General features: G+C 51.7%; 37 protein-coding genes. 11 read left to right on the top strand and 26 right to left on the bottom strand.

The window, feature by feature from the left end:
• Positions 1–3: 3 nt before the first annotated feature.
• The 14 genes from Q9J80_RS02225 to Q9J80_RS02160 all read right to left on the bottom strand — a co-directional run bounded on the left by Q9J80_RS02225 (position 4) and on the right by Q9J80_RS02160 (position 7,479).
• Positions 4–414, bottom strand: coding sequence for a terminase small subunit-like protein (locus Q9J80_RS02225; RefSeq protein WP_304672843.1), 411 nt, complete (start codon positions 412–414; stop codon positions 4–6).
• A gap of 192 nt (positions 415–606) precedes the next feature.
• Complete coding sequence (locus Q9J80_RS02220; protein WP_301673826.1) at positions 607–1,587, bottom strand: hypothetical protein; 981 nt, start codon at positions 1,585–1,587, stop codon at positions 607–609.
• Between the two features lie 191 nt (positions 1,588–1,778).
• On the bottom strand, positions 1,779–2,276 hold the full coding sequence (locus Q9J80_RS02215; protein WP_301673827.1) for a hypothetical protein: 498 nt from the start codon (positions 2,274–2,276) through the stop codon (positions 1,779–1,781).
• 11 nt (positions 2,277–2,287) lie between these two features.
• Positions 2,288–2,584: a DUF1364 domain-containing protein gene (locus Q9J80_RS02210; RefSeq protein ID WP_301673828.1), complete on the bottom strand. Its 297-nt coding sequence runs from the start codon at positions 2,582–2,584 to the stop codon at positions 2,288–2,290.
• The gene (locus tag Q9J80_RS02205; protein WP_301673829.1) at positions 2,581–3,045 is read right to left on the bottom strand and encodes a hypothetical protein; all 465 of its coding nucleotides are present in this window, start codon (positions 3,043–3,045) and stop codon (positions 2,581–2,583) included. Before Q9J80_RS02205 ends, Q9J80_RS02210 begins: the two co-directional genes overlap by 4 nt.
• Positions 3,042–3,647 carry a DUF1367 family protein gene (locus Q9J80_RS02200; RefSeq protein WP_301673830.1) on the bottom strand — a complete coding sequence of 202 codons (606 nt, stop codon included), beginning with the start codon at positions 3,645–3,647 and terminating at the stop codon, positions 3,042–3,044. The genes Q9J80_RS02205 and Q9J80_RS02200 overlap by 4 nt, the downstream gene beginning before the upstream one ends.
• 164 nt (positions 3,648–3,811) lie before the next feature.
• Entirely contained in the window at positions 3,812–4,207 is a 396-nt protein-coding gene (locus Q9J80_RS02195; protein WP_304671745.1) for a RusA family crossover junction endodeoxyribonuclease, read from the bottom strand.
• Positions 4,177–4,491 carry a hypothetical protein gene (locus Q9J80_RS02190; protein WP_301673832.1) on the bottom strand — a complete coding sequence of 105 codons (315 nt, stop codon included), beginning with the start codon at positions 4,489–4,491 and terminating at the stop codon, positions 4,177–4,179. Before Q9J80_RS02190 ends, Q9J80_RS02195 begins: the two co-directional genes overlap by 31 nt.
• A gap of 29 nt (positions 4,492–4,520) precedes the next feature.
• The gene (locus Q9J80_RS02185; protein ID WP_301673833.1) at positions 4,521–4,673 is read right to left on the bottom strand and encodes a hypothetical protein; all 153 of its coding nucleotides are present in this window, start codon (positions 4,671–4,673) and stop codon (positions 4,521–4,523) included.
• 269 nt (positions 4,674–4,942) lie between these two features.
• Positions 4,943–5,338: a DUF3310 domain-containing protein gene (locus tag Q9J80_RS02180; protein ID WP_301673834.1), complete on the bottom strand. Its 396-nt coding sequence runs from the start codon at positions 5,336–5,338 to the stop codon at positions 4,943–4,945.
• Positions 5,339–5,411: 73 nt separating this feature from the next.
• The gene (locus Q9J80_RS02175) at positions 5,412–5,657 is read right to left on the bottom strand and encodes a hypothetical protein (protein WP_301673835.1); all 246 of its coding nucleotides are present in this window, start codon (positions 5,655–5,657) and stop codon (positions 5,412–5,414) included.
• A complete protein-coding gene (locus Q9J80_RS02170) occupies positions 5,650–6,426 on the bottom strand; it encodes an ATP-binding protein (protein ID WP_301673836.1) in 777 nt (258 codons plus the stop codon). Before Q9J80_RS02170 ends, Q9J80_RS02175 begins: the two co-directional genes overlap by 8 nt.
• Before the next feature lie 10 nt (positions 6,427–6,436).
• Positions 6,437–7,255 (bottom strand): phage replication initiator YdaU family protein, encoded by an 819-nt coding sequence (locus tag Q9J80_RS02165; protein ID WP_301673837.1) that lies wholly within the window; start codon positions 7,253–7,255, stop codon positions 6,437–6,439.
• Entirely contained in the window at positions 7,252–7,479 is a 228-nt protein-coding gene (locus Q9J80_RS02160; protein ID WP_301673838.1) for a helix-turn-helix domain-containing protein, read from the bottom strand. Before Q9J80_RS02160 ends, Q9J80_RS02165 begins: the two co-directional genes overlap by 4 nt.
• Before the next feature lie 166 nt (positions 7,480–7,645).
• Between Q9J80_RS02160 and Q9J80_RS02155 the strand changes: the two genes are divergently transcribed.
• On the top strand, positions 7,646–7,834 hold the full coding sequence (locus tag Q9J80_RS02155) for a hypothetical protein (protein WP_301673839.1): 189 nt from the start codon (positions 7,646–7,648) through the stop codon (positions 7,832–7,834).
• On the opposite strand, the gene Q9J80_RS02150 is transcribed toward Q9J80_RS02155, so the two are convergent.
• Together Q9J80_RS02150 and Q9J80_RS02145 are read right to left on the bottom strand one after the other, a co-directional pair.
• Positions 7,820–7,966, bottom strand: a complete 147-nt coding sequence (locus Q9J80_RS02150) for a hypothetical protein (protein ID WP_301673840.1) — start codon at positions 7,964–7,966, stop codon at positions 7,820–7,822. The genes Q9J80_RS02155 and Q9J80_RS02150 overlap by 15 nt on opposite strands.
• Before the next feature lie 88 nt (positions 7,967–8,054).
• Positions 8,055–8,240, bottom strand: a complete 186-nt coding sequence (locus tag Q9J80_RS02145) for a Cro/CI family transcriptional regulator (RefSeq protein ID WP_002238713.1) — start codon at positions 8,238–8,240, stop codon at positions 8,055–8,057.
• A gap of 136 nt (positions 8,241–8,376) precedes the next feature.
• Between Q9J80_RS02145 and Q9J80_RS02140 the strand changes: the two genes are divergently transcribed.
• The 4 genes from Q9J80_RS02140 to Q9J80_RS02125 all read left to right on the top strand — a co-directional run bounded on the left by Q9J80_RS02140 (position 8,377) and on the right by Q9J80_RS02125 (position 11,855).
• The gene (locus Q9J80_RS02140) at positions 8,377–9,138 is read left to right on the top strand and encodes a LexA family transcriptional regulator (RefSeq protein ID WP_301673841.1); all 762 of its coding nucleotides are present in this window, start codon (positions 8,377–8,379) and stop codon (positions 9,136–9,138) included.
• A gap of 86 nt (positions 9,139–9,224) precedes the next feature.
• Positions 9,225–10,058 (top strand): KilA-N domain-containing protein, encoded by an 834-nt coding sequence (locus Q9J80_RS02135; protein ID WP_301673842.1) that lies wholly within the window; start codon positions 9,225–9,227, stop codon positions 10,056–10,058.
• Between the two features lie 283 nt (positions 10,059–10,341).
• Entirely contained in the window at positions 10,342–11,040 is a 699-nt protein-coding gene (locus Q9J80_RS02130) for a HipA family kinase (RefSeq protein WP_304674143.1), read from the top strand.
• Positions 11,037–11,855: a DUF3037 domain-containing protein gene (locus tag Q9J80_RS02125; protein WP_301673844.1), complete on the top strand. Its 819-nt coding sequence runs from the start codon at positions 11,037–11,039 to the stop codon at positions 11,853–11,855. The genes Q9J80_RS02130 and Q9J80_RS02125 overlap by 4 nt, the downstream gene beginning before the upstream one ends.
• A 98-nt stretch (positions 11,856–11,953) precedes the next feature.
• Here the strand turns inward: Q9J80_RS02125 and Q9J80_RS02120 are convergent, their stop codons facing one another.
• Positions 11,954–12,715, bottom strand: a complete 762-nt coding sequence (locus Q9J80_RS02120) for a hypothetical protein (protein WP_012503753.1) — start codon at positions 12,713–12,715, stop codon at positions 11,954–11,956.
• A 340-nt stretch (positions 12,716–13,055) separates the two neighbouring features.
• Here Q9J80_RS02120 and Q9J80_RS02115 point away from each other — a divergent pair, with 340 nt between their 5' ends.
• From Q9J80_RS02115 to Q9J80_RS02090, 6 genes are all read left to right on the top strand, one after another.
• On the top strand, positions 13,056–13,376 hold the full coding sequence (locus Q9J80_RS02115; protein ID WP_301673845.1) for a hypothetical protein: 321 nt from the start codon (positions 13,056–13,058) through the stop codon (positions 13,374–13,376).
• 136 nt (positions 13,377–13,512) lie between these two features.
• Complete coding sequence (locus Q9J80_RS02110; RefSeq protein WP_439652345.1) at positions 13,513–13,776, top strand: NGO1622 family putative holin; 264 nt, start codon at positions 13,513–13,515, stop codon at positions 13,774–13,776.
• Complete coding sequence (locus Q9J80_RS02105) at positions 13,773–14,411, top strand: translocation protein TolB precursor (protein WP_301673847.1); 639 nt, start codon at positions 13,773–13,775, stop codon at positions 14,409–14,411. Before Q9J80_RS02110 ends, Q9J80_RS02105 begins: the two co-directional genes overlap by 4 nt.
• Before the next feature lie 11 nt (positions 14,412–14,422).
• Positions 14,423–15,268 (top strand): phage recombination protein Bet, encoded by an 846-nt coding sequence (gene bet, locus Q9J80_RS02100; protein ID WP_301673848.1) that lies wholly within the window; start codon positions 14,423–14,425, stop codon positions 15,266–15,268.
• A 560-nt stretch (positions 15,269–15,828) separates the two neighbouring features.
• Positions 15,829–16,713 (top strand): KilA-N domain-containing protein, encoded by an 885-nt coding sequence (locus Q9J80_RS02095; protein WP_301673849.1) that lies wholly within the window; start codon positions 15,829–15,831, stop codon positions 16,711–16,713.
• Between the two features lie 244 nt (positions 16,714–16,957).
• Entirely contained in the window at positions 16,958–17,614 is a 657-nt protein-coding gene (locus Q9J80_RS02090) for a DUF3800 domain-containing protein (protein ID WP_301673850.1), read from the top strand.
• A gap of 216 nt (positions 17,615–17,830) precedes the next feature.
• Here Q9J80_RS02090 and Q9J80_RS02085 read toward each other — a convergent pair whose 3' ends face one another.
• The 9 genes from Q9J80_RS02085 to Q9J80_RS02045 form a co-directional block, all read right to left on the bottom strand.
• The gene (locus tag Q9J80_RS02085; protein ID WP_301673851.1) at positions 17,831–18,370 is read right to left on the bottom strand and encodes an NlpC/P60 family protein; all 540 of its coding nucleotides are present in this window, start codon (positions 18,368–18,370) and stop codon (positions 17,831–17,833) included.
• A gap of 65 nt (positions 18,371–18,435) precedes the next feature.
• On the bottom strand, positions 18,436–18,699 hold the full coding sequence (locus Q9J80_RS02080; protein ID WP_304678511.1) for a hypothetical protein: 264 nt from the start codon (positions 18,697–18,699) through the stop codon (positions 18,436–18,438).
• A gap of 4 nt (positions 18,700–18,703) precedes the next feature.
• Entirely contained in the window at positions 18,704–19,078 is a 375-nt protein-coding gene (locus tag Q9J80_RS02075) for a hypothetical protein (protein WP_301673853.1), read from the bottom strand.
• Between the two features lie 19 nt (positions 19,079–19,097).
• Positions 19,098–19,571, bottom strand: a complete 474-nt coding sequence (locus tag Q9J80_RS02070) for a hypothetical protein (protein ID WP_301673854.1) — start codon at positions 19,569–19,571, stop codon at positions 19,098–19,100.
• Positions 19,572–19,848: 277 nt separating this feature from the next.
• On the bottom strand, positions 19,849–20,436 hold the full coding sequence (locus tag Q9J80_RS02065) for a DUF4376 domain-containing protein (protein WP_304672845.1): 588 nt from the start codon (positions 20,434–20,436) through the stop codon (positions 19,849–19,851).
• A 189-nt stretch (positions 20,437–20,625) separates the two neighbouring features.
• Entirely contained in the window at positions 20,626–22,371 is a 1,746-nt protein-coding gene (locus tag Q9J80_RS02060) for a phage tail protein (RefSeq protein ID WP_304674141.1), read from the bottom strand.
• A gap of 3 nt (positions 22,372–22,374) precedes the next feature.
• The gene (locus Q9J80_RS02055; RefSeq protein ID WP_304674140.1) at positions 22,375–23,007 is read right to left on the bottom strand and encodes a DUF2612 domain-containing protein; all 633 of its coding nucleotides are present in this window, start codon (positions 23,005–23,007) and stop codon (positions 22,375–22,377) included.
• The gene (locus tag Q9J80_RS02050) at positions 23,000–24,187 is read right to left on the bottom strand and encodes a baseplate J/gp47 family protein (RefSeq protein ID WP_304674139.1); all 1,188 of its coding nucleotides are present in this window, start codon (positions 24,185–24,187) and stop codon (positions 23,000–23,002) included. Before Q9J80_RS02050 ends, Q9J80_RS02055 begins: the two co-directional genes overlap by 8 nt.
• Entirely contained in the window at positions 24,184–24,537 is a 354-nt protein-coding gene (locus Q9J80_RS02045; protein WP_301673727.1) for a contractile injection system sheath initiator, read from the bottom strand. The genes Q9J80_RS02050 and Q9J80_RS02045 overlap by 4 nt, the downstream gene beginning before the upstream one ends.
• Between the last annotated feature and the right edge of the window lie 259 nt (positions 24,538–24,796).

Raw genomic sequence — 24,796 nt, 5'->3', positions numbered from 1 at the left:
GGTTTATTTGAAAATATCTTCCAGCGACCGCGTCTCTACCTTCACGCGCATATCGGCATCCAGTTCCAGCTTCTCGCCGTACTTCTTCGGTGCGAGCTTGGCGGCCTTCCACTTGCGGGCGTCGATTTGCAGCTTGGCTTTCGCCACTTCGCCCGTTTCAGGGGCGACGGAATCGGCAATATCGATAATCTCGTCGGCGAAACCGTCCGCCTGTTCCTCGCGCGCACGCGCGTATTGCTCCTGAAAATCTTGATGCTCCGCCAACCAGCGGTGCACCGTTCCGCCCGCCGGCATATCGGCAGACGCGCAAATCGCCCGCAGGCTCATACCTCGGGCGATCAGTTCGCAGATTTGATCTGCCGTTTCTTGGTTGTATGTTGTCGGTCGCCCGATGGGGCGTTTTGCTTTTGCCATATCGGGCCGTCCTAAATTTAAAGGCCGCCCGAAGGCAGCCGAAAAGAAAAGGGAAAATTGCCGATTCGCAACTTTCTCCGAAATATAGCATTCTTATACCAAAAGTGTTTCATTCCGTCAAGTGCAAAACAACCAAGAGACTGCTCATGTTGCGATAGATGCCCATCTGCAAATGCAAGGGGCTAATTTATTTCAACGAGATAATGCTGCGTTTAAATTATTTGTAAATTCCTCTGAAGATAGAGCCTGAACCTTATCCAACGCACTGTTTAAAAAGGCATCTGTTATTTCTGTGTTGTTCTCAGAGAAGTATGTTATGTTATTCATTACTTTAACGCTAAGAATAAGCACGAGATAATCTTCATTAGCACCGCCATTCCTTAAAAATCTATTAAAATCGTCTTTTTTTCTGTCTACTAAATATTTATAAGTAATCCAGTTATCTTTTCCTTGGTTTTCTATATTAGTTTTTATATCATTTGCAATTAGTGCATGGATTGCCATAATTTCCTGCGCAGATAACTTGAATCTGTCCAAGTCTCTAGGAGACATAAAGGTTGAGTTCTCTGGCGCTGTTAGCGAAATCAGCGGAAGAATTGCACCATGTGATTTCCTGCTATCATCTAATCCAGTTAGATCTGGAGTAAAACTTCCCCCTGTTTTAGGGAAGGATGAGAATAGAAGTCTGTACTTCCCTGGATTCAGGTCATGAACGCAAATATTTTTTGCATATCTCACGGCATTGCTCTCCGAACTCCCCAGCTTTAACTGCTCAGTTACTAGAGCGTCAAGTGTTCTATATGAATCCACACCGAGAGGGAAAGGCGTACCTTCGGATATGCTTTGCATTGTATTCATCGCCCCTCTAAGAATATTTGATGAAGCCTCAATAGAAGATAACCTCCCTTCCATTTCAGCCTTTCTGGTTTGATATACATAGGGCAAAAACCAATCCGCAATAGTGGCACATTCAGATTGAATTAAACTATTTGTCCCTGAAATAGTATTTCTTCTCATAGAAGAGACCGTTGAGCTCATCAGCCCTAAATCCCCATACATAGTAAATTTCGGGTTTGGATAAATATCTATATTTAACTTACGCGAGCCATACCCATCAGCAAACAACGGTGTTATTGCCGCACATAAGAAGATAGCCAATAATGTTTTTTTCATCTTTCGCCTCCTAAAATAAACTATCTACCTGTTTACGCTCATCATCACTCACTGGCTCGTGCTCTTCGGCATTACCTGAAGTATTACGCTGCCGAACCGACGGAGGAATGGCCTCATGCGTTTTCGTTGGTAATTCACATTTCCGTTGTCGTGGCGCGTTATTTTACACAGCATAGCCACACAATCGCAAACTACTCAATAATCCCGACTTGCCTAAACTCTGGTTCCAGTTTGCAAATGGCGCTATCGAGCAGTCCTGCCACAATTCCTCCAACCTGTTTCTTTTTCCGCCACAACGTTACGCGGGCAATATCAAATCTGTCTTGTATCTGCGTCTGTTTAGGGATACCTGAAAAAATATGCGACAACAGGGCATCACAAAGCAACAGGGGAATGCCTTGCTGCTGATCTAGGATATAGCTGCTCAAATCCACGATATGGCTAAAATTGCTGCCGTATTGGGCTTCTACGGCACAAAGCTCTAAATGGTTCAGTAACCGTTCCACCCGTGCCTGTATCATGGCGGCATTGGCGTGCCAGTCATGCTGTGTCATTCCTTGCTCACCGCCACGGCTTACACCCTTATTCTCTACCCAGTAGCAAATTTGCGCCGTATTCCCCATCGGCTCGATACGCAACGCGCCGAAGCGGTACACATCGCGCAGGCACTCGTCTATATTGCGGTACATTCACCCCCCGTTCAGCCGGCCTTTACCAGCCCTTCCTTTTCCAAAATAACCAACGTCCGCATCACGCCTTCCGCATGTGCCGCCCTTAATTCGTCATGGGTCAAATCCATTCGCACTCGCTCATCTACTGCATCATGACATGCGGAACAGGCAAACGCGCCCAATAGGTCGGACGGCTTAATCCCCATGCCGCAAGTTCCAGCCAAACGGTAATGCGCGAAAACCGTCGTTTCCGGATCATGATTGCAAATGCCCGGGAAACGTATCTGGCAACGCTCGCCGCGTGCCGACTGCGTAATCTTGCTCATCTATGCCCCTGTAAATAATTAAAAACATCAAATAATTTTTGCCTTGCCTTCATATAACGCACCAACCTTTTAAAATCTTCATCCCTCAACATTTTTAATCTTGATACGTTTAGGTTGTCGTTTAAGTCGGCAATCTTGACTGCCAAAATAATTTTGTCTCTATTCTTCCGCGCATAATTTTTTATACGACCGATGTATTTTTCATACGGCATATCATGCGGCTTGGTCAACATGCTGACACGGTTGATAACTGCGTTACTTACGCCAAGTAAGAACAAGTCATCTGCCGTCAAATCGGTATCCTCCAACGTATCATGCAAAAAACCCGTCATATAAGACCCAACCTGAAGTTCTTCCGCCCCATCAGCAACACGGTACAAGTGTTCTATGTATGGATGGCCGCCTTTATCAACTTTATCCCTGAACTTATCTATGACTACTTCAAACAATCTATCCTTCATCCGCCCATCTCCATCATCTCCATAGCCGCCAGTTCTGCGGCCTCCTCCGACTCAAACTTAGACGACAGCATCATGTTCCAAGCCACCTGAAAACAATCTCGGTAAAACCGGTTGAACTCCTCCTGACCCATACTGTGAAAGCTGATGCTTTTCGCCTCCTTGCGGTAGCCGTCCGGCGTTTCGTAAACATCGAAATACCCCGCCTCAATCGTCAGCCACTTCCGGAAAGCCTCCATGCTTTGCAGCACCGCACCGATTCTCTCGCCCCGCTTTGCCGCCACCATCCGTACAAACTCGTCGGCAAACTCCAAAAACAGCCCGCCGCTCGAATGCATGGCCTCAAGCCGCCGCGCAAAACCGCTGATCAGCTTCTGCTCCCCGTCCGTAACCAGCCCGCCCGACGGCACCCAGTATTCATACGCCAACGGCAAAAGCCCGCCGAAAAACAGCTTATGGTGCTGATAACTGCGGTTGCCCATCTGCTTGATTTCCACCTTCAACTGCCGACCGGCGGCATAATCCCGCAACAGTTCCGCATCGTATGCCGTCGCCGGTGCAAGCGTTCCGGCCGGTGTTTTCACCACCGCAACATTGACCGCCATTTCAAATCCTTTCCCGTTCTAATTAGAATTTCAGACGGCCTGTTTACCCTTGCGCCTCATCTTCTTTACTCGGTTTTTCACAGTATTCAACCGCACCCCGCGACTATTGATTACCCGGTCAATCGCCCGGAAGGCCAACGCCAACTATCTTAATTCGTCCCTGCTCATTTCAAATCCTCTATCTCCACCGCCAAACCGCCGCCTGCTACCGGTTCGCTGCCATATTCCGCGACAATGCGCCGCACCTGCCTGTCGTTGTGATAGGCAATGCCCTGAAGCGCGTCCAGCGTAACCTTCAGGGCGTTGTCCAAATCGATCACCGTCTTGTTTGCACTGCCGTCTTTGTTTGCTTTGGGAATCAGGCGCAGGCGCACTGCCACACTGCCTTCAGACGGCATCACGCCCGCTTCTTGCGCGATACGGCGGACGACGGACTTATACGCCGCCGCCTCCGCGCTCCTGACCGCCCTGTTGCGCCAAATCCGCCAATAGCGGTTGGCGGATACGGGGTAAGGCAGGATAAGGCGCATCACGCGCATCCCCTTGCCGGTTGCGTCCACAAGCCGATGCCCAATATCGGGCAGGCGGCGTGGGCGGCGCGGATGCTCTCGTGCAGCCTTGCCGCCGTCATCGCCCCGTATTCCGCCTCTCGGGCGACGGCTTCCCCTGACGCACATTTTTCCAAACGCTTTCGTTGGACTTCCTTGTTGCGGCAGGTTTTGCACGTCGAGCAATAATAGTTTTTCCCATCCCTGCGCTTGGCGATGTTAAACCCCGTCTGAATCGGCTTGGTTTCGCCGCAGGTTTTGCAGGTACGCATTTCGATTTTTTCCGTTGCCGCCATTTTTTGCCTTTCGTTTTGGGTTTTGGGTTTTAAATGCCGAATCCGAAGCCGTCATCATCTTTGTCTTCGTCGCCGCGCTTTTTGCGCAAAACCGCATCGGCGGCTTCCACCAGCAGCCATATTGCCAATGCCGCCGCGCCGCCGAACGACAGCGCGATGATGATTTTCAACAGGGTATCCATTGTTTTATTTCCTTTCGGTTTGCCTAACCGTTGTTTAACCGTTGTTCTTCAGACGGCATCGGTTTTATGTGCCGTGGTCGGATTCCCGCCGCTTTCGCCAATCCCGCCCCTTTTCGCCAATCCCGCCCCTTTTCGTCATTCCCGCGCAGGCGGGAATCTAGGGCGTTCGGTTTCAGCCGTTTCCGATAAATTCCTGCCGCGTCGGGGGGTCTAGATTCCCGCTTTCGCGGGAATGACGTGGTTGGCGGTTTCGTTTTCTTCCTGAACGTTCATTCTTCCCGCTCCGTTTCAGACGGCATTTTTTCCAACATTTCACCGACACAGGCGATTACCCAACTGATATTGTCTTCGCTGTACTCCGTTGCGGCGTACAGGATTATGCCCAGCGCGCTGTCGGTTCCGGTATCGAATCCGCACGCTTCCAGCTTTTCGCACAGTTTGGAATAACGCTTGTTCTTCAGCTTCTTAAACTTCGGCGCGTCGTTGCGTTGCCGCCTCAAGTGCCACAACGCCTTTTCCAAGTCTTCGCGGCAGCCGTCTTCTTTGTGCAGGAAAATATATTTGAACGCGCTGCCCAAGTGGAAATTGAGATGTTGCGTAAATTCGGTACACGACAAATCGCGGGCGCGGTAGCGGTTGGGGTTTTCAGGTTTCGGGGTTGTCATTTCCTATTTCCTTCAAATTTGCGTTTTAACGCGTTTTCGAGTCTCGGGTATACTGTGGTATTCCCAAAGCGTTTTACCCGTCTTCCTGCTCAAATTCGGCGCATTGCAGGGGTATTTCCCCAAGCACTGCCGCACGCCTTGCGATTGCCGCCTCCGATGCCGTCTGAAACGCGCCCTTGCCGCAGCGGCGGCTTCGCGGGTAGTACGTCGCCTTTTCTTCCGCATTCCGCGCCTTCGCGCATTTCGCAAAACCGCGCATCGGCGTGTCAAGCTGGGTTTTGAAATCCGCGTACTTGCAGCGGAAGCAGGTTTCACGCACGGTAGCTCTCCCAGTCGAACGGAATCAGCTTGCCGCCGCCGTCCCGCAGCCTGTCCCTGATCCGCGCGTCGGTGTTTTCGCGGAAGGCTTCCGCCGTCAGGTTGGTCAGCACCAGCATCGGCATCAGCCGCTCATACCGGGCGTTGATGACGGAAAACAAAATCCGCCCGTCCGTTTCCGACAGGCTGCCCGCGCCAAATTCATCCAACACCAGCAAATCGGGCTTCACAAAAATCCCGACCGCCTCCGTCTCGCTGCCGCCGCCGAAACTGTCCTTGACCGTCCGCAGCATATCGCCCACCGTGATGACCAGCGCGGTTTTGCCGGCGGCGATGACTTCGTGGGCGATGCCGCAGGCAAGATGGTTTTTGCCCGTGCCACGCCTGCCCGAAAAAATCATATTCCGCCCCGTCTGCAAAACATCGGCGAAGTTTTCCGCGTATTCGGCGGCGGCGGCTTTCGCCCTTGCCATACCCGGGATCGATTCGCTGACGGTGTAGTTTTCGATCCGGCAGTTTCTAAACCGCTGTGCAATGCCCGAACGCCCGATGCGTTTTTCCAGCCCGTCGCGCACCGCCTCGCGGCGCAGCGTTTCCGCGTATGCCGCCATCTCGTCCGCCGCTTCCAGCTTCCGGCAGACGGGGCAGCCCGTCCACACGCCGCGAAAAACGCTTTTTGCCGCGTATTCGCCGTGTTCCGCGCATTGCCGCCGTTCGGTCTGCACGCCGCCGCAAGCCACCAAAAAATCAGACGCGTCCCTCAAAGCCATATCCGCCCCCTCAAAAATCCGTTGTCGGCATATCGCCGTAGCTTCTCGCATCCAGCACGGCGGCGGTTTGGTTGTGCGTCAGACCGCCACGATTTCCAGACCCGCCGAAAGTTTTGTTTTGCAGCCAGTCGGCGCGGAAGCTGGCCCAGCCGCTGGCGATGGCGTATTCCACCGCCTGCAGCGCCGTCATCCCGCATTTCTCCGCATCGGCGGCAAGCAGCTTCATCGCCGTTTCCGTCAGCGGCTGCCGTTTTGCTTTGCGGATTGTCAAAAAGTCTTCAGCGATTTGCCCGGCTATCCCATGCTCCGCCAACAGTGCCAAATCGGCTTCATGCTTGGTCGGTTTTTTCGCTGTTTTTTCGTGCGCTGTATTAATATCTACGTTAGTAGATATTTGTTTTTTGTATTTTGTATTTATGTGCCCCCCGTTTTTTGGGGGTGGTCCTACCCCATTTTTTGGGGGTGGTGTTACCCCTTTTTTCGGGGGTACCCCGTTTTCAGGGGGTACCCCGTTTTTTGGGGGTGGTGTTACCCCTTTTTTCGGGTCTGAAGTTAAAAAATATTCGTTCGGCAATCCGATCCTGCTTTGCTTGCCAATCAGCCCTAATTCGACCAGTTCGTTAATGGCTTTCTGAACCGTTTCTTCTTTCCTGATTCCGGTAAATTTTTGAATCTGAGAAATTGAGAGACTGTCATGCGTTTTCTGCCAACCCCTTGTTTTTCGGACAATCAAGACGTAGCATTTCCACGCGTTGCCGCTCATCTTCGACAGGTATTCATCGACAACCGAGTTTGCAATCTGAAAACTGTTTGGGATAAATTCATTCATGGTTTGATTCCTGACCTTGCTATCGAGTAATGGGCGACCGGATTTTTACAGTTGCCGACCTTGAATTTAGGCTTGTTGAAAACAAAGCCCCTGCTTTCCAAATCGGTTATTCGTGCCGCAAGCCGCGTTATCTTCAGATTCTGATAAGCCTCAAAGGATGTGATGTATCCCTTTTTACGGATGTAATCGACAATTTGTTTGCATTGGGTATTTTTATCGTTCATAATCTCGACTCCTTCAACGTGGCTAGAACAGCCACATTCCGCCCGTCATTTCCCGACGGGTTTTTCTTTATCGCTCGCCCGTCTGTCCGGGCAGTCAACCGTCTTTCCGATTTGTCATCACTCCGTTACAATCGAGTTTCCACACAACGACCGACGGAGTAAAAAAATGTCGTCCAACTTATCCTTCATACTCACCAAAGAGCTTATCCGCAGCGGTTCTATCCGCTTAAAAGGCAGTACGGCCAAAGGACAAGCCGAAGAATTGGCGGTATTCATCCAAACACTTCATCAAAAACTCGAAGAATCGGAGCTAAATACCGATAACGGCCATTTGATCGAGCTACTTTCCAAGTAATTTAAAGCCATCTTTCAAACCCAGCGCGATACTGTAAACATCATCGCTGCCTTTGGCGGCGGCTTTCAGCATCGCCTTTTTAATCAGCCGTCTGTCTTTCTTTGACAGGCGGTTTCTGTTCTGTTTCTTCATTTTTTTCCTTTCCGGTAAATTGCGAATGACTTCCGCTTCAATTCGGTTATATCAATTAACATCTGACCCGACGGGCTTTTTATTTGGGTTACAGACGTGTTGAGGGGAAAGCCCGCACTTCCTCTGCCTTCACTCTTTTGCCGTCTGAAAATAAAAAAATTGCCCGTCCAGACCTCAGTGCTTTTGAAATTGCTCCTTGGGTTACGCCGATTTCTTTGGCTGTTTTAGCCTGTCCGTGCTGTTCAACATACTCATTTAGCGGAATTTTTTTCATAAATTACTCCAAATAATAGACATATTATTACCGCAAGTAATCTAAAAGTAAATACTTGCGGTTATTTGATTATTATTACTTACAGTAATATATTTAAATTATTTAATATGTTTAAATTATTGAAGGAGGCGGCAAAATGAAAAAAAGAGAATTAAGTGAAATTGAGACGGCTGAATGTGCTGAACTAAAAAGAATTTTTAACTCAAAAAAAGAAGAACTTAAGCTAACTCAATACAAGCTGGCGGAAGCTGTAGGAGTTACTCAAAGCGCGGTGAACCATTATTTAAACGGCATCAACGCCTTAAACGCCTCCATTGCAAGCCAGTTTTCTAAAATCCTGCAAATCCCTGTTTCAGATTTCAGTCTCAGACTTGCCGAAGAAATAAGTAATATGTCCATCGGCATTGATGGAGATAAATTGCTGGCACTGCAAGCAGACAATCTCAACACCAACACCAACACCATTACCCTCAACCTATACGACGTGTCCGCCAGTTGCGGCCATGGGGTAGTCAACCCCGACTATCCGCAACTGCTGCGCTCGATTGAGATTCCCAATGACGCGCTATTCGAGCTTTTAGGGACAAACAATCTGACAAACGTGCAGCTTATGCCGCCGGACGGCGACAGCATGGAGCCGACCATCCCGCAAAAATCAATAACACTAATCAAAACGGATATTGGCGAGTTTCAGACCGGCGGCATCTACCTGTTTACCTTTGACGGCTATACCTACATCAAACGCCTATCCAGAGGCAAAGGAGGCGCGATACACGCTACCAGCGACAACAGGCATTACGCCCCGTCGGATTTCCTGATAAAGCCTGAAGAAGCCGACAAATTCCACGTTCACGGCAAATTTTGGAAAGTTTTGCCACTTGATTTTTTAGACCTTTGACCGCCCCTTTAGACAACCTGACCGTTATCGGTAGGGTATTTTGGTGGGGCGTGCTGGATTGAAATTAATTTGAAAAGAGAAAAAGAATGGGTAATGAAATGATTACCGTCCAAGGTACGGACATCAAAATTACGACCGTCAATCAAGAGGATTACATCAGCCTCACCGATATGGTTGCAAATTTTGAAGGCGGTAGCAGCCTTATTGAAGCTTGGTTAAGAAACAAAAATACCATTGACTTTTTAGGCGTTTGGGAGCGCATCAACAACCCGGATTTTAATTCCCCCGATTTCGAGGGAATTAAAAACCAAGCCGGCCTGAACCGATTTTCGCTGTCGGTCAAGCAATGGGCGCAGAAAGTAAACGGCATCGGCATTATTGCAAAACCGGGGAGATATGGCGGCACATATGCGCACAAAGACATCGCTTTCGAGTTTGGCGCATGGTTGAGCCCGGAATTTAAACTCTATCTGATTAAAGAGTTCCAACGCCTGAAAGAAGCCGAATCCAAATCGGCCAAGGCGGAATGGGATGTACGGCGCACATTGGCAAAAGCGCAATACAGGATTCACACCGATGCCATCAAAAACAACCTGATACCCGCCGAAATCAATGGCAGACAAGCAGGCATTATTTACGCAACCGAAGCCGACATACTCAATAAAGCCCTGTTCGGCTGTACGGCAAAGGAATGGAAGGCGGCAAATCCTGATAAAGCGGGCAATATCCGAGACTATGCCTCTATCGAACAGCTTGTCGTCTTGGCAAGCCTGGAAAGCCAAAACGCCTTATTGATTGAATTGGGGCAAACCCAACAACAACGGCTTGTAACACTGAATCAACAAGCACGCCGACAAATACAGTCCATTTTAAACAACCGGAGCATTCAACAGCTGGATTCGCCCTTATTGGATAAATAGGCCGACCGTAATCGGCCCGGTCTTCCGGCAGGGCGTACCGGATTGACAAATTCCTCCCGGGAAATATCAAAAAGTCAGATTTATAGATTTACACAAAGTGTAAATTTCATCGTATTTCCTTTTTGGTTGAAACCCCGCCCTTCAGGGCGGCAGGATCAGACTTTATTTGGGAGGGGGAGTAACCCCTTCCGAATCAGGGCAACACATAGGGCGGTGCTTTATGTGCCGTCCTGTGTGTTGAAACATAGGATAAAGAAAAGAAATGTTGCAGATACAGACAATAATGGACCGTGCGGAACAAGGCATTACCTCGCCATTCATCTGTATGGCGGAGAATAGTCTGGAATATTTCGTCAAAGGGCTGCACGCCACCCGCGCGAGCCAAATAAACGAATGGATAGGTGGAAACATGGCGCAGGCTTTAGGCTTGCCCGTTGCCCCGTTTGACCTGTTGGAAGTCGGAGAAGAGCTGTACGAAGAATTACCCGCAAGGATGAAGGAAATCGGCAAAGGCATCTGTTTCGGCTCGCAGGCACAAAAAGGCTACGCGTTGCTCGAGCCGGCGGACATCCCCCGAATCGATATAGTTATGCAGCGTCAAATCGCCGCTTTCGATTGGTTTATCCGCAATGAAGACAGAACAATCGGCAACCCTAACCTTTTGTATAGAAATTGCAACAATTCCTTGATTGTTATTGATCATAACTGCGCCTTCGACACCGGCTTCAATCCAAAAAACTTCCTGCAAAATCATATTTTCTCATCGGCATTTAAACAGGTTTTGGAAGACTGGGTGCTTCAGGAAGAGATGGAATTATGGCTGAAAAGCGCATTGCCAGCCTACAGAAAAGCGTGTGATAATCTGCCGCCGGAGTGGGCATGGGCAAACGAAGAGCGCGACCTGCCCGCCGCCTATAACCGCAGCCACACCGACGAAACCGTCCGCCGCATTGATAACGGAACACTTTGGAGCATCTCATGAACCAATATGCCATGCGTTTTGCCGTCATACGGTTTATGCCCTATGTCCAAACGCGCGAATTTGCCAACATCGGCATCATCATAACCCACCCACAAAGCGGCTACTTCGACTTTAAAATCGAACATCGCTACAGCAGATTGAGCCGTTTTTTCCGCCACTTCGAGCCATCCGTCTATAAAGCGGCAACCAATGCCTTTGAAAAAGAATTGCAGCGGATTAGAAACCTGGTGGCACACTCCGCGCCCGATCAGATACGCGCCATACTCGACCATCTAACCCGCCCGCGCGAAGCCCTGATTATGGCCACCCAACCGGGCGTAACCCTCGCCCCCGACAGGGAGCAGGAACTGAACCGCCTGTTTGATTATTTTGTCGCCCACAGCTTTGCTAAAAGCCAACCCGAAGCAGAGCTTACCCGCCAAATACAGGCAATGTTAAAGCCGCTTCAGACGGCATACCCCTTCAAAGAAAGCACAATCGGCGACCCGTCAGGCTTTCACGCCTCCATCCCCTTGGTGCAAAAGGCGGAAAACGGCGAAATACGGAAAATCATCAAACCGATATATTTCGGACAAAAAGACCCTGCCGACATCTATCACAAGTCGGATAAGTGGATTGCCAGCATAAACCGCTTGCGGCGCGGCGGATACATCGACCGCTCCGAAATATTGTTTGCCTACGAGCCCCCGGAGTATCCCGACAAGGCACAAGAAAAGGCACTGCTTGACGTATTGGGCGACCTGAAGGAGCAGAGCATACAGCTTGCCGATAACCGAAACGACGGCAAAATCATCATAAACTTTGCCTGCGGCTGACAGCCCTCAAGACCGCCCGCATAATGCGGGCTTTTTTCACGCCCCGCCAAACCTAAAAAACAACACAAAACCGACAAAGCCGCCTTAATAGGCGGTTTTTAATCGTCCCCATCGACTACCCCGTGATACCCGGTAACCTTATAGAGCCTGGGCTTGCCGCGTGCCGTCTGTACGCTGACGTCAACAATATAATATTTTTCAAAGGGATAAGGCTCTGCAAACATTTCACGCTTGATGTGTTCGGGAATCAGGATTTTGACCGGACGGCTGTATATCCCTTCAATAACCGCCTGATTGGTTTCCTTTGTCGGCGCGGCTTGTACGAAATACATCACCATCTGCCCGTAATCCCCTGATTCGGACGCTTCCGCCCGTTCGCCCAGTATCCGCCTTGCCTGATTCTGCACCGTGTTTGCCGCGAAATAGTTGTAGGTAATATTATTGACGACAGATCCGTTGTTGTCGTTCACGTTTATTTCAATCGACCCGTTTTTATCCGATGCGGCAGGCTGCATGATATTTGCAATATTGCGGATTTGGCTGTCCGTTACCCCTGCGGGTTCTTTGCCTTTACCCATCAGCCAATCGGTAATCTCAATGAAATTCTTGGCGTACGCCAATATCTGCCCCGCGCCTTCGAAAAGCGTACCCGCCAAAGGCAAGAGGGGTGCAAGCTCGGCAATAATGCTGCCCTGCCTGATTTCCTTAATATACAGCCGCGCATGACTGCCCGCGCTGCCGCACATAGATTCGTAATCATCGGCAAGGCTCATCATAGACTGCGCAAATACCGACAATTCCACCGGCTCGCTGTTTCTGACAACCACTGTCAATGTCTGTTTGTCCAATTGCATTTCCATAATAAGCCTCCTTAATTTCATCTGATTTTAATACGCCGCCCGAAATATCGGGCGGTTTTTTTGTGCCTGCAAAATCTCAAAAATAAATTCTTTTGAAAATCAAAGATAAATATAAATTACCGTAAATAATATTACTAGCGGTATTGCAATAATAGATTACTGGCGGTAATATACACCCATCGAAACAAACAACCCTTTGGAAAACAAACCGCCCGAAAGCTATATCTGCCAAGACGGGGATAGCACAAAGCGATGAAGTATCGAACTTCAAAGTGGGGCAACGGCACGGCGAAACAGTGAATGCTACGGGCGGTTTTCTCAAACAAAAAGGATGAAGCAAATGGGCATTATCGGTTACAGCTGCCCCGATTGGGGGATGGGCGGATATTACGCACGGGAGGATATGCGGCAGGCTTGGGACGATTGGGAAGCGGAAAACCGAAGCCTGCACGAATCTGAGTTGCTTGAGATTGCCAAGAAATCGGCACGGGAATTTATAAGAGATGCGGACGGAGAGCCTTATAAGCAGGAGGATTGGGAAACATATCTTAAGGAAGATTCCTGTTTCGATAAGGATACGAAGGCAGCGATGAATTACGCCATAGATGAAAAAGAATGGTTCACACGGGCGGAATATATAGACAGTTTGGCTAATGCCTGATAGCAGCCGCGCCGTTAGTCGGAGAGTGGGCGCGGCGGCGGTTTCCCAGATTTCAGCCGCAAATAACCCCGACAGCGCACGGCCTGCCCCATCCTTGGCAGGCGCGGTGCGCACCACACGGAGACATGACATGAAGATGATGAAGAACACAGCATTTGCCGTAATCGTAGCAGTGGCAATCGCAGCAGCTTATGCCTACGGTGCAAATACCGGAGACAAGGCGACAGAGCCGAAACACGACGAAATCACCGCCATGAGGCTGGAAGCGGCGAAGAAACAGGCGGAGCTTGAAGAGTTGAACGCACTTATCAGCCTGGAGGAACGTCAACGCATAGCTGAGGAAGAAGCCGATTACCGATGGGTACACGGCGATGCGGAAGTGCCGGAGGGGGAAGAATGAGAATCCGATGTTCTTCCATCGCCGACATTATCGGCAAACCTAAAACCAAAGGCGAGACCGTCACGGAAACCGCCAAATCGAAACTGATTGAAATGGCGAAGCGCGAACTGTTCGGCTTCGAGGCTTTCGAGGGAAACGCCTTCACCGAAAAGGGCGACCTGATGGAAGAGACCGCCGTCAAATACAGCGGCCTGGTTCGCGGCAGGGAGTACAGGAAAAACATCGAGCGGCGCGTCAACGACTGGCTGACGGGCGAATGCGATATTTACGATTCCGACAACCGCCTGATTGTTGACACGAAGTGTTCTTGGGACATCGGCACGCATCCGTTTTTCCGCGAAGAAGCCGAAAAGAAAGCCGCCAAAGCAGGCTACGACTGGCAAATGCAAGGCTATATGTGGCTGTTCGATTGCGACCGCGCCGATATTGATTTTTGGCTGCTGCCCACGCCCGAGGATTTGCTCAAGCCGTGGGAAGACCGTGAGAAATACATCGGGCTTGTGGAAGACATCCCGATTGAGAAGCGCATCACGACCGTAACCGTCATGCGCGACGACGAGAAAATCGAACTCATCAAAGAACGCGTAACAGCCTGCCAAGCCTATTACGAAACACTTTTAAACCAATACAGATAAGGAATTTAAAAATGAGTATCGCCCAAAACCAAGCAGTAGCCCTTGCCAAACAGTTCAACATCCAAGGCGACCCGCAGGAGTTGGTGCAGACGCTGAAGGCAACCGCATTTAGAGGCAATGCGACAGACGCGCAATTTAACGCCCTGATGATTGTATCGACGCAATACGGTTTGAACCCGTTTACCAGGGAGATTTACGCGTTTCCCGATAAGAACAACGGCATCACGCCTGTCGTGGGCGTGGACGGCTGGGCAAGAATCATCAACAGCCATCCGCAATTCGACGGTATGGAGTTTGCCGCCGACGCAGAAAGCTGCACCTGCAAAATCTACCGCAAAGACCGCAACCATCCGACAACCGTAACCGAGTATCTGGAAGAGTGCCGGCGCAATACGCAACCTTGGAACAGCCACCCGCGCCGTATGCTCCGCCATAAGGCAATGATTCAAGCCGCGCGCTTGGCGTTCGGTTTCGGCGGCATCTACGACGAGGACGAGGCGCAGCGCATCCAAACAACCGAAACGCCCAAAGAAGCAAAGGCAGACCCCGAACAAGACAAGCTGGTTGCCGAAGGCGAAGCGGCGGCGAACAAAGGCATCGAAGCATACAAAAAATGGTTTGCACAAATCGGCGCGGCAGGCCGTCTGAAACTTGGCAGCGAAAATCACGAACGGTTCAAACAAATCTCGGCAAACACCATCGAAGCCGAAACCGCAGAAACATCAAAGCCCGCGCCGACGGAAGAACAGTTCGCGGCATTGGTTGAAGCAATATCGACAGGTGTGAAAGAAGTTGCCGAAGTCTTGGAAGAATACGCGCTGACCGAAGAGCAGGCAGCGGAAATCAACGCGCTTTAATAACTATCATGAATGCTGTCCAAGTTTTAAACTTTCAACAAAGCTCCGTCCGTGCTTCCGCCCAAAATATTGACGCAATAGCGGAATAATAGTAAAGTTTGGTTCACGAGGTGTAGCAACCTCTTCAAAGACGGCAATCACTCCGTTAACGTGATTTTTTCATGTCTAAAGTTTCCTTTAGGTTGTTTGTTTCGATAGCACAACCGAAGTTTACTTTTGACCGCGAGGGCTGCGAATACAATACCTGTTCAACAGGGAATAAGCACAGCCTGTTTGTAGAAGGCTTACGAACCTCGCGGTCGCCCGTTTCGGGAAATTCTCTTGACACATTTCCATAACTCTATATAATCTTTTCCACGGTGCTTGAAAACACCTGACAAACAGCGTATATCCAACACGATAGAGTGGAATTTTTTACGTCTATACGTATCAAATCGATTTACTCCTATGTGGGGGTGCGCCTACCCGTAAGGCTGGCGGCACGTCTGTTTGCGTGTTTTCAACACCCCCGCGCCCGCGCTTGAAATCGCGGTTTTAAATCTCTCAAACAGGAGTAAATCATGTCTATTCAAACTTTCTCTTTCAACCAATTTTCTGTTTCTTTCCAAGAAAACGGCTATCTGAACGCCACTGCAATTGCCGAACAATATGACAAACGTGTCGGCAACTATCTCCGTAACGAACGCACACAGGAATATATTACCGCTTTGACCGAAAGGTTGTTTAATCCCGAAACGCGAAATCGCGCAACGGCAGAAAATCAGTTAGTTATCATCAAAAAAGGCGGGAACGACAAAAAATCACAAGGTACATGGCTGCATCCCAAACTTGCCGTAGATTTCGCCCGTTGGCTTAATCCGAAATTTGCGGTTTGGTGCGATGAGCAGATTGAAATTTTACTTAACGGCAAAGTTTCAGACGGCATCAAGCCCCCCAAAACCACCGCCGACGACCGCACCGGATTGCGTCAAGCCGTTGCCGCGCTTGTCGGACGCAAAGGCATAGACTACTCCTCCGCGTACAGTATGATACACCAACGCTTCAACGTCGAAGCCATCGAAGACATCCCTGCCGAGAAGCTGCCCGAAGCCGTCGCCTATGCCCACGCATTGACACTGCACACAGGCTTGACGGGCGAAGTGTTGGACGCACAGCCCAAAGCCGAGCCGAAACTGCCCATCGACGGCAACTCTTTAGCCGACATTGCCGCTATGCTTTATTACGGCACATGGATGATTGAATTGGGCAAAGACGTTTCCGCGCCGCTCAAGCAGCTCGGCTGCAAACAGGCGGTTACGATGTGGACGGTTTGGCACGAAACCCGTTCACGCCTGAAAAGAGCCGTCGCAGCCCTCGAAGTGTTGCGGGAATATGCGGACAAAGACACCTCCGACCGCATAGCCTTATGTCTTGAAGGCATTTACAGCAAGGCTACGGTAAGGTAAACAGAAAATGCCGTCTGAAAGGTTCAGACGGCATATCTTTGCCGATACCGGATTTTAAAATTACCCTTGCGCAAAAATAAAGGCCGGTATAGAATTTGCCTAGGCAGGTAAATCCTGAACTACCCGCGAAGCCGAAAGGTATCGTAAGCGTATGCGAAGTACGTCGGATTCAGGGGCTGCCATATATTCAAAGCCGCCAATTTTATGATAAATTGGCGGCTTGTTTCATTTGAAGGCAATATTGATGGATATAACGGTTTATTTGGACGAAAGCGGAGATTTAGGCTGGAAATTCGACGCCCCGTACCGATCCGGCGGTTCAAGCCGTTACCTTACCATTGCCGCCATTGCCGTCGCCCATGAAAAACGGCACCTGTTGAAACGGCTGATGCGTAAATTGTATGAGAAAAATAAAATCCCGACATCCGATGAGGCAAAATGGGCGCATATGAGCCACGAACAACGCATACGGATTGCAGGGCAGTTGGCGGCATTCAAATCAAAACACGGCAACGACATACATTATTACAGCATCAGCGTCCGCAAAGAAAAGGTTATGCCGCACATCCGCCAAGATGCAAACAAGCTTTACAACTATATGATAAAGCTTATGCTTTCTCAAAAGATTGCGGCGCATGACAAAGTTTATTTAAATGTTGACCAGCGTTCCATCAAAGTGGAAAGCGGACGCTCCCTGCATGACTATCTGCAAACCACCGTTTGGTTTGAACACGGCGCGCAAACAGTCTTGGAAACGATGCAATGCAACAGCAAAAACCATCTTGGCGTACAACTTGCCGATATTTTATCAGGTATTGTGCAAAGCAGTTTTGAAGATGGAAAATCAGAACCTTACAACATCATTGCCCCTTGCAGCCATATCAAAAAGCTATATTTTTAATATCCAGACAACAACAATGCCGTCTGAAATTCAGACGGCATTGCTGTTCGGCAGTTGTTGCAAAAAATGCAACCGCTGCCCCCTTCGTGCAAACAAAACGGCAAAAATTTATCACGCCTCGCCCAATATGTAAAAAATCGGGGAAATTTTGACACCCCCCCGATGCAACAGTTAACCAAAAGTTGACGGTTCGGTTATTAAGTTTTATTAAATAACTCACGCCTCACTTGCGCCTTGTCCCGCCGTCGCCGCAACGTCCGTCAGGTGGTAACGCCCGTCGGCAGGAAACGACGGCACGGGTTTGCCATCAATTAGTTTTGACGGCCAGAAGTAGCCGTCGATGTCGGCAGGGTTGAACGGCACGATAGACACGGTGTTGCCCTGATTGCCGCCCAGTCCCAAGATTCTGCCTTTCGCATCCCTGCCCACGACAAAGAAAACGTGTCCGCCGCCTTGCCTTGATTTGACGGCGATGCAACCGTAGGCGGGGGCTTTGAGTTTGGTCAAGCCCGACATTGACCAGGCTTTGGCGCGGTACCAGTCTTTGATGACCGCACGTCCCGCTTTGCCCAAGCAGTGTCCGACAAACAAGCCGCACCACGGCGTTTCGTCCTCAAAATACCAAGACTTCGCCGCGCCGGGGAAGCTGCCCATTTCTTTCAGCCATTGTACAATCACAGGATTGTGTTTCGCGCCGACGATTTCTTTCAAGCCGATGTGTTTTCTGGCTTCGGCAAGCCACGGTAATTCCGTCATTTTTAATCCTTTCTGTAAAAGACGGGTTGCAAACTTTCGGTTTGCACCTCAAGCCTTTCAAAGTATTACCAATCTTTCGCGTCCAGATGGCGCAGCCGCCATGTCTGCGCCATAAAGTAGGCTGCGATGCTTACGTTTAAAAGAACCTCGGGCGGGGTGCGTATCTGCCCCGACAGGCAGGATGCGGCTTCGCCGATTGATGCGGCCAGCAGCATGGCGTGTATCCATAACTCGGGCTGCTTTATCTTCCATTGCTGCACGCTCAGGCGGCAACCGCAATGGGCAATAATCGCCAACGATGCAAGTATGTTGATACTGCTCATAAACATAGATTCATCCCTCCGTTTTCTTCTTGACCCACGACAGCGCGTAATCGCGCAGCAGCGGAATCAGCCACGGCCAGCAGCCGCCGATGGCGACGGGAAACAGCGGGCGCAGCAGTTCCTCGCCGCCGTCCGACAGAACGATGTGTTTCGCCGTCCAGTCCATCAACAGGGGGGTAAGCGCGCCCGCCAACAGCATAGACAGCATAATGGAAAAAAAGCCCGCGCGGCGGGTGGATACGGGGCGCAAACCCTGCACCACGGCACCCGTCAGACCGCCCAATATCAGCGCGTCCAGCGGCAGGCCGAACAGCGTACCGGCGATGCCGATCACACCGATATTGACCAAGTAGCCGCCGACGGCGGCAGATGTCTCAAACGGCATAGTTTCCTCCGTAAAAAAATTACATTTTGCCCGCGCTCTTTGCCGACGCGACGGCGGCGAGGTCGTTGGGCGAAAACCGCCAGCCGTCGGGGATGCCCATTACCGCCGCGCAAAATTCGCTGCAAAACCATTTGTCGGGGCGTTGGCGGATTTTTAAAACCGTGCCGATTGCGCCCGCCCAGTCGTAGCGTTTGCCTTGCGTCCGTTGCCAGACGGCGGCGAGGTCGTCGGCGGTAACGCCGTGCAGCGGTATCAAATCCCACTTTTCAGACGGCAGATCCATTTTTTTGGCGCGCACGCCGCCGTCGCGGATGGAGGACGAGTAGCAAATGCAGCCGCCGTTGGCGCACGGGTCGGCGATTTCGCAATGGGAATAAATCCCGCGCGTGATTTTGCGCGTGATCCAGTCGCCGAATCGGGCTTTGAGGGCGGCGGGCGCATAGCCTTGGCGGTTGCCTTTGTATAGGGCGAGGTATAGGTTTTTTTGGGTCATTGGGTTTCCTTTGGTTCGGCGGGCTGAATCCCGCCTTTTGATGCCTCCCCCCTGCGGGCAGGCTTCGCATTCTTAAGGGGTCGGCGGGGGTTTGCGCGGTTGTTCCCGCCTTTCGTTGTTCCCACCCCCTTTCGTCATTCCCGCGCAGGCGGGAATCCAGTCCGTTCGGTTTCAGCCGTTTCCGATAAATTCCTGCCGCGTCAGGGGTTTTGGGTTCCCGCTTGCGCGGGAATGACGGAAAGCGGCGGGATTGGCGGGAAGCGGCGGGAATTGCCCCCTATTGGTCGGGGTAGTTTTCCGTCCAGCCGTCGGAATAGTCGTAATGTTCGGGGTCGTCCGACTGTTCCATCAAAACGCGGTGGCGTTCGGCGTTGGCGAAGTTCTGCTGTTCGTCGGCCAGAAGCTTGAGGCTCAATTCGTCCAAGAGGGCGCGCGTGAGTTTGACGAATCCGCCGTCCATCGTCTTCCACTGCAAATCGGGCGGCAGTTGGGGGAGCGTGCGCATAAAGGTGTATTGCTGCCGGGCTTCGTCGGTGTTGTGAAACCATTTGCCGACAGACTCGACATACACGCCGCCGCGTAAGTTCCGGTGGCGTTTTTGTTTGATTTGTTCCCATACGGCGGCGGCTTCGGCTTTTTTGCGCGCGGCATCGGCTTTGCTGATTTTCCATTTTTTGCCGTCCCATTCGTGATATTCCGACGGGCGTGGCGGGGATATGGTCAAATCGTCGGATACGATGCAGCCGGAATTGAGGGCGGCGAGCAGCGCGACGTGTTGTTCGGGCGTAATGGGGCGCGCGCCTTCGGGGGCTTGTTCGCGGGTGTCCGCGTCGTAAAAGGCGCGGTCTTTGTAGTAAATGGTCATCGGGTTTCCTTTCGGGTCGGTGTTGCGGATTGGCGGCGGTTTCGGTCATTTCCGATAGATTCCTGCCGCGTCGGGGGGTCTGGATTCCCGCCTGCGCGGGAATGACGGGGTTGGCGGTTTCGGGGTTCCGGATTCCCGCTTTCGTGGGAATGGCGGGGTTTCAGACGGCATTGCGGGTCGGCGGCGGCGTTATCGGAAGCCGCGGGCGGCGAGGCTTCTGATTTCATTTAGCGCGTCTTCATTAATTCCCCTTAGCGTTTCTTCATCGATTCCTGGGACTGTCGAGAGAGAGCTGGCGGCGTTTCCCGAGGCGGCTTTGCCTATTGCCATCCAGTCGCAACTGCCTTCGTACCAGTTGGTAATAATGGCGGCGGCGTGGTTTTTGGCGCGGATAAACAGCCAGTTGTATTGCCTTTCGCCGTTGGCGCGCCCCGAATGGCGTTCGGATACGAAGCAGCGGACGTTGCCGTCGGCAAAGGCGATGGGGAAGACAACTTCGTTTTCTATGGCGCCGCCGCTTCTTGTAAACCTGTAGCTGCCGGTCTGTATCATTGTGCCGTCGGGGAATCTGACAATATCCACGCCGCCGATGGTTTGGCGTGTGAATTGCGCGGCAACGGCGGTGCTGATTTTTTCATCCAGCCCTTGGATTTGGGCGGCGGTGTGGGTGTGGTCGCGGTCGGCTTTTTCCTGCAAACCCTGCGCCAGCCTCGACGCGTCCAGCGCGCCTGCGTTGACGGTTTCGCCGTGGGACTTTATCCAGAACACGGCTTCGCCCAAGGTGTCGGCGGCTTTGATGCACAGTTTCAAAACCAGTGCTTTGGGGCGGTTTTCGTCGGCGGTGGGGACGACGCGGGATGCGTCGAATGTGAGGGCGGACGGGCGGTCGTTGCCGCCGTCGCCTGCGTCGTATGTCCAGTTTTTTCGGGCTTTGTCGATGCCGAACGCGCCCTCGGGGATGGCGGTGTCGAAAAGTTGCTCGGTGCTTCGGTTGCCGCTGTCGATTTTGCCGGTAATGTTGCGGATTGCGTCTTCCTGCACCTGTCCGACTGCCAAGCCGTTGCCCGCGTTGCGGATAAAGCGGTCGGCGGCTTTGGGGACGTTTTGGATGCTGCCGTATTTGGCAACCAGCAGGCGGTAAAGTTCGGGATAAGCCGATTCGGTTACGCGCGTGCGGATGTCGTCGAACGCCAGCCAGCCGGTCGGGATTCGGTCGGACGGAAACCACGCGGTGATGCCGATGTCGGTACGGCTCAAATCGGGCAGGCGGTTGCTGTTGCCCAGTGCGCGGTACAAATCGGGGAAGGTGTTTTGTGCAAAGGTCGTGCCGTCTGCCCTTAAATAGCCTGCGGGGTTTTGGACGGCTTTGGGAAAGGACACGATCGCGCCGACGGGGATGCCTTTGCCTGCGGACTCGACTGCCTTGTCGTAGGCGGCCTTAACCGCTTTCGGGGTGGCTGCCATATCTTCGCTGTTGCTGCCTGTGGCGGATGAGAGTTGCACAATGCCTGCCTGCGTGGTGTCGGCTTTCAGCCCTTTGCCTGCGTGTATTGCCCATTTTCCTGTGTTGCCGCCGTTGTTCGGGTTGTGGGTGTTGGCATCTACCAGGCTGATGTATTCGGTGTCCAGCGTGTCGTTGATGAGCACCGCGCCCTTCGGGTAGCCGCCGACGGCGTCGCAAAAGGCTTGGTCGAAGCGGTAACGCCCGCCTTGGTTTTGCCAAACGGTGTGTGCGCTGATTTCATACAGCACGCCGTTCATATCTTTCCCGCTGGGCGGTTTGCCGCCCGTCGAGATCGGCGTCATCGTGATACTTGGGAAACCGTCGGCATAGGTCGCCCCTTCCTGCGGCATCCCGCTGTTACGAGTATTTGGAATGCTGTTTTTCAGGCCGTCTGAAGCCCAGGCTTTGCTTAACAATTTTGGTTGTGGCATGGTTTAAACTCCCATAAAAAAAGCACCCTCTCCGAAGGGTGCGAGATTGGCTTCGATATAGCCGAAGGATTTATCTACCTCTGGTTCGTAAAAATCCAGTAATACCCCACTAGGGCGGGGCAATAAATCGCTTTGCCGGATAATCGCCCGCTCCGTCGGCAGTAAGAAAAATTCAAAAACATAACGGGCGGCCATTGTGCCGTTTTTGACAAAATATGCCCTCCCGCGTTTCTCAAACATGATACTGAGCAGCCGGTTGATATTGGGGGCGGAAGCGTAAGTGATATTGCTCATGGCTTTAAGCATAATCACGCGGCGGTAGGCATCGTCGTCCAAGCGGTATCGCCGCTCCAAACCTTCTCCTACACTCCATACGCCGTTGTCAAACGGAGTGCAGCCCTGCGCGAAGCCGATGTATTCGTCTTGCGCACTGATCATCACTTCTCGTCCGATACCGACTATCCGCCCCCAAATATCCAAGCCGTAACCCTTTGCTGTTTCGATGTCCCAAATATCACGATAAAACTCCATCACATCAGCCTGCGGGTCAATACACTGGTTAAACCGCTCAATCATCCCGCAAATAATCGGGCTGTTGGCGTATTGGCTGATGATGGTTTGCTGAAGATTACGCATCTGTTACAACCTCTATATTCTCTGCCGCGACAGTCGGATACTGATGGATTCCGACTTGTGCGCTATTGCCCATACTGTCCCTTGACAGCCCGACCTCTATATCGATTACCTGTGCCGATGTTAAGGCGCTGGCAATGTGGCAGACATAACGCATCGCATAAATCTTCCCGCCGATACCCGCCTTTTCCGCTCCGTCAAATGCTTCTATAACGGCCTTTCTGACGACATCCTGATAGCCGATGGTTGCATCTTTCCCGACTCTGACGCGGAAATAGACAGGCACGGGGGCGGGACGTGTAAAACTGACCTCGTAAGCCGGTTTCGGGTCTGTGTATGTTTCATCATACACGGTCAGGGTCGTATTGCCTGTGAAATCACATCCGCAACCTGCAAAGCGCAAGATGGTTTCGGCTATCTGCCTGTCGTCGCCGCCGACAACCGCAACATAAATACTGTGGGGCTTAATGGTCTGCCCGTTGTGCGTTTCCGATACCGGTTTCGGGTTGTCGACCACATACACATCACTTACACCATCAAGCTGTGCGACGTTGGAATACACGGACTGCGGCGTTCCGTGTGCGTTTGCGGCCACCGACTGCTGCCGGCGGCGGCGGAAATCCGCGCGGCTTTCCAATTCCCTTCCCGGGACGGCGGGACGCGGATTATTGACGCGGTCAAGCCCGGTAATTGTCCTGACAGGCCGGTTTACCGTATTGGCGGCGGCAGACACCACGCCGGCGGCGGTAAAAATACCCACCCCCCTGCCGCCTTCCAAAATGGATGATTCATCCCTCAATATCCATTGCACGCCTTGTGTGTCCAATACTGCGTAACCTTTAGGGACGATTGTTCCGGCAAGGCCGACAAATTCACATTCGACTGACGAATCCACGGCTTTTTTCCGCTCCAAAAAATAGATTTTGGCAATCGCGTCCTGCATGATGCCGTCTGCGTAATCGGGGTGGATTTGATTGGCCAGCTCGGCGATCAAATCATTTTTGTCGGCAATCACGGCGGCCAGCGACGAAGCAAGCTGCCCTTGCGGCGTTTCCAGGCTTTCGGTATTCAGCCCGCCGCCGAACGCGGCATTGATGTCGGCCAGCACGCCCGATAAAATTTCCTGATGGGTCGGCAGCTTCAGGCCGCTGTCGGTAATCTGTATTTTAGGTACGTTCGTCATAGCGTTATCTCATATTGTTTCTGCGTGTCGTCGGTAAATTTCAGACGGCCCGACAGGACGCGGCCATTCATCTGCTCCATCTCCACGTCTGCCGCCACCACGCCGGGAACAGTCGTTGCCGCCTGTATCAGGCGGTGCCGGTACAGCGCGAACGACTGCTTTTTGCCCAGCGTTTCTTCAAAATAGGGGATGCCCTTTTCGGTGTCGTAATACAGTTCGCCCGCAAACAGGCGGCACGCCGAGGCCGCATCCTGCGCCTTGGCGTAGGGGTCTTTCGCCATCGCGATATTGCCTGCCGCGTCTAAAACCAAATCCCAGCTTTGCGGGTCGAGATAAAGGGTATTCATCATTGTTCCTCACCGGTTGAAACCCCGCCCTTTAGGGGGGATAATCAGACTTTATTTGGGAGGGGGCGTAACCCCTTCCGAATCAGGGCAACACATAGGGCGGTGTTTTATGTGTCGTCCTGTGTGTTGAAACTACTTAATCAAGTTTGAATCCTTTGGTCAGAAAGGGTTTGAATACAGAAACCCCGCAAGGTTGCCGCCCTGCGGGGTTTCGCTTCGGTTTCAAAGATAAAACCCCTTGCATGTGCAGGGGGTTTGTTTT

It is taken from the genome of Neisseria blantyrii (assembly GCF_962747855.1).
Lineage (GTDB): Bacteria > Pseudomonadota > Gammaproteobacteria > Burkholderiales > Neisseriaceae > Neisseria > Neisseria viridiae.
Note: the sequence above shows the minus strand (reverse complement) of the source record. Positions and strands in the feature narration are given on the sequence as shown.